This is a genomic window from Moorena sp. SIO3B2 (assembly GCF_010692525.1).
Lineage (GTDB): Bacteria > Cyanobacteriota > Cyanobacteriia > Cyanobacteriales > Coleofasciculaceae > Moorena > Moorena producens.
Window position 1 is genome coordinate 1 of record NZ_JAAHHE010000482.1, and the last position, 4,018, is coordinate 4,018.

2 protein-coding genes are annotated in these 4,018 nt (G+C 46.8%); one reads left to right on the plus strand and one right to left on the minus strand.

Features of this window, described 5'->3' with window-relative positions; translation table 11 throughout:
- Window positions 1-2: 2 nt before the first annotated feature.
- Window positions 3-3,632 carry an nSTAND1 domain-containing NTPase gene (locus tag F6K38_RS36630; RefSeq protein WP_502709639.1) on the plus strand — a complete coding sequence of 1,210 codons (3,630 nt, stop codon included), beginning with the start codon at window positions 3-5 and terminating at the stop codon, window positions 3,630-3,632.
- Between the two features lie 26 nt (window positions 3,633-3,658).
- Here the strand turns inward: F6K38_RS36630 and F6K38_RS36635 are convergent.
- Window positions 3,659-4,018 (minus strand): alpha/beta hydrolase family protein (locus F6K38_RS36635; protein WP_502709640.1); only part of this gene is annotated, 360 nt, incomplete at its 5' end.

Genomic DNA, 4,018 nt, shown 5'->3' on the forward strand with positions numbered 1-4,018 from the left:
AAATCGCAACTAGCCCAGTCAAACAGGTAGTGATTTGGTTAGATTGTTGCTACAGTGGCGAGTTACTAAGCTTGCTCCCATTTATCCCAACTGATAAAGCTTACTGCTTGATTACTGCCACTCGTTCTTTTGAACCGGGAGTAGAGATAAGCCATGAACAAGGAGTATTTACCAGGGAGTTACTGGCAGGGTTGAATCCGGAAAATCACCCGGATGGTATTGTTACTAGTCATAATTTGGCCTTGTTTATTGAGCAGCGGATGTCAAGGACTGGACAACGTCCTTTAATCGCTAACTCAACACAAGCCATTCTACTGACTACCCAGTTTCCGAAACTGAGCTTTCAGGATAAGTGCCCCTATCGGTCTCTGTCTTATTTTACGGCATTACCAGAGGATGCTCTGGTGTTTCACGGTCGTTCTCAGTTGACCCAGCAGTTAATTGAGCGAGTTAAAACTAAACACCGTCTGCTGGTAGTGTTAGGGGCTTCCGGCAGTGGCAAGTCTTCCTTACTCAGGGCGGGTTTATTGTATCAGCTGAAGTTAGGTCAGGCAATTCCCGGAAGCGATCACTGGCATTATTTGGAACCTTTCACTCCTGGTGTTGCACCAAAGCAAAGGTTATTGGAGGTGCTGAAAAAGGGAAAGCTTTTAGAGAACAAGGGAGGTAATTCTAGTGTTACTCCGGTGGTCATGATTATTGACCAGTTTGAAGAGTGCTTCACTATGGGTCAACCTCACCAACGCCAGGAATTCTTTAACGGTTTAATTGAATTAATCGAGAATACTAACAATCTAATTGTGTTAATTGCCATGCGCTCTGACTTTCGGGGGCGGTTGCGAGAGTATCCTCAATTAGTAGAAAATATCAATAAACCATTAATCAATGTTGACCACTTGAACCGTCAGGAAATTGAAGAAGCGATCGCACTACCAGCTGAATTAGTAGGATTGGGAATTGAGGGCAGATTAAAACAGCAACTGATTAACGATGTGGAAGATTATCCAGGCAGCCTTCCCCTGCTCCAATATACTCTGACCGAATTATGGAAACAGTCAAGACAGCAGCAGGAAACGTTTTTACGGTTAGAAACCTATCAACAGTTAGGGGGAATTGAGGGAACTCTGGAAAAGAGAGCCAATCAGGTATTTGATAGTCTCTCAGCGGAAGAACAAAGTGTGGCTAGGCGTTTGTTCTTGGAATTAACTCAAGTGGGAGATACTCTCGATACTCGTAAACGAGTAAGCCTCGGGGAGTTAGTCAATTCTCACCACAGTTTAGAACTGCTCGATGGTGTGAGCCAGACCTTAGCCAGTTCAGAGAACCGCTTGATTACTAGAAGCCATGAGGAAAATTCCCAGGATGTGGTTTTGGATGTGGTTCATGAAGCCTTAATTCGCCACTGGGGAAAGTTGCTGGAGTGGAAGCAGACTTACACAGAGGGGATGGTGGTGGAACGCAAGCTGGAAGCGGCGGCAGAAGAATGGATGGATAAGGGAAAGGGGCGTGATGATGCCGGTGTACTGTTGCTTGGGGGGAAGTTAGTAGAAGCCCAGGAGTATTTAAACGAGTATGGCAAGTTGGGGATGTTGGATGGGCTGGCCGAGGAGTATATTCAGGTAAGCCGTCACAAGCACAAGCAAATGACCCGTAACCGCCGGTTAGTAGCGGTAGGGTTTGTTAGTGTCTTGGTATTGGGGACAGTTGCTTCGACAGTTTTTGGATTGTATGCTCGTACACAGGGGAGAAACGCAACAATAAATGAAGTCAAAGCCCTCAATCAACTGTCACAGAATCTTTGGATCTCAAAGAAACCCTTTAAAGCTCTCAAAGAGAGTTTAAAGGCAGGAGGAATACTCCAAAAGGCGAATTGGGTACAAGGTGAAACTAGATTTAAGGCTATAGCTACATTACGGCAATCATTTTATAGTTCACCCTTCAGCTCCCATAAAACTCTCACCGGAGATGGCAAAGTTGTCATCAGCGTGGCTTTTAGCCCCGATGGAAAAACCATTGCTTTTGGGAGTACCGACAACAGGGTGAAACTGTGGAATCGGCAAGGGCAGTTACTCCAAACTCTCACCGGACATAGCGAACCTGTCAATAGCGTGGCTTTTAGCCCAGATGGGAAAACCATTGCTTCTGGGAGTCACGACAAGACAGTGAAACTGTGGAATCGGCAAGGGCAGTTACTCCAAACTCTCACCGGACATAGGGAATCTGTCAATAGCGTGGCTTTTAGCCGAGATGGCAACAGGATTGCTTCTGGGAGTTTTGACAACACCGTGAAACTGTGGAATCAGGAAGGGCAGTTACTCCAAACTCTCACCGGACATAGCGAACCTGTCAATAGCGTGACTTTTAGCCGAGATGGCAACAGGATTGCTTCTGGGAGTAGCGACAACACGGTGAAACTGTGGAATCGACAAGGGCAGTTACTCGAAACTCTCACCGGACATAGGGAACCTGTCAATAGCCTGGCTTTTAGCCGAGATGGCTGGACGATTGCTTCTGGGAGTTTTGACAACACCGTGAAACTGTGGAATCGGCAAGGGCAGTTACTCCAAACTCTCACCGGACATAGGGAACCTGTCAATAGCGTGGCTTTTAGCCCGGATGGGAAAACCATTGCTTCTGGGAGTTTTGACAAGACGGTGAAACTGTGGAATCGGCAAGGGCAGTTACTCCAAACTCTCACCGGACATAGGGATGTTGTCAATAGTGTGGCTTTTAGCCCCAATGGTGAGACGATTGCTTCTGGGAGTCACGACAAGACGGTGAAACTGTGGAATCGGCCAGGTGAGTTACTCCAAACTCTCACCGGACATGGCAATCTTGTTAAGAGCGTGGCCTTTAGTCCCGATGGTCAGACCATTGTGTCTGGGAGTTTTGACAACAGGGTGAAACTGTGGAATCGACAAGGGCAGTTACTCCAAACTTTTACCGGACATAGCGAAGCTGTCTATAGCGTGGCTTTTAGCCGAGATGGTGAGACGATTGCTTCTGGGAGTTTTGACAACACCGTAAAACTGTGGAATCGGCAAGGCCAGTTACTCGAAACTCTCACCGGACATAGCAAAGCTGTCACAAGCGTGGCTTTTAGCCGAGATGGTGAGACGATTGCTTCTGGGAGTAACGACAAGACAGTGAAATTGTGGAATCGGCAAGGGCAGTTACTCCAAACTTTCACGGGAGATGGCGAAGCTGTCACAAGCGTGGCTTTTAGCCGAGATGGGGAGACGATTGCTTCTGCTAGTAACGACAACACCGTGAAACTGTGGAATCGGCAAGGGCAGTTACTCCAAACTCTCACCGGACATGGTGAAGTAGTCAATAGCGTGGCTTTTAGCCCCGATGGCCAGACTATTGTGTCTGGGAGTTTTGACAAGACGGTGAAACTGTGGAATCGGCAAGGGCAGTTACTCCAAACTCTCACCGGACATAGCGAAATTGTCAATAGCGTGGCCTTTAGCCCCGATGGCCAGACCATTGCTTCTGCTCATTTTGACAAGAGGGTAATTTTATGGAATTTTGATTTAAATGATTTAGTGGCAAAGAGTTGTGATTGGCTCCATGATTACCTAGTCACTCATAAAGAGGAAAAAGAATTAAGTAAAATTTGTCGTATCTAGGGGAGTCGGGAGTCGGGAGATCGCAATTAAAAAGACTTGAGCAGAAACAGATTCAATGGGTCTTGACTAATCTGTTTGACATAGGACTCACTGAGATAGGAAGCATATTGGGGTTGTTTAGCAATATAGGTTTTGAAAAAAGCGGTACTAAGTGCCATCAGGTAAGGACGAGCGATCGCAGGATCTGGCCCAATCAATTCAGGTGGAACCGGTAAGACACCCTCTCCTGCCCCACCCAGGTAGGAAAAGTGAGTACCTTCTTCTGTCACCACTAGATATTTTTCTGGGGTAGTTAGCCAGCTGAAGGGGGTAATTTGTTGTTCTACAGGTGGCGCAAAGATGTCTCTGATACTTGACACCATCATGACCGGAACCTGAATTTGTGA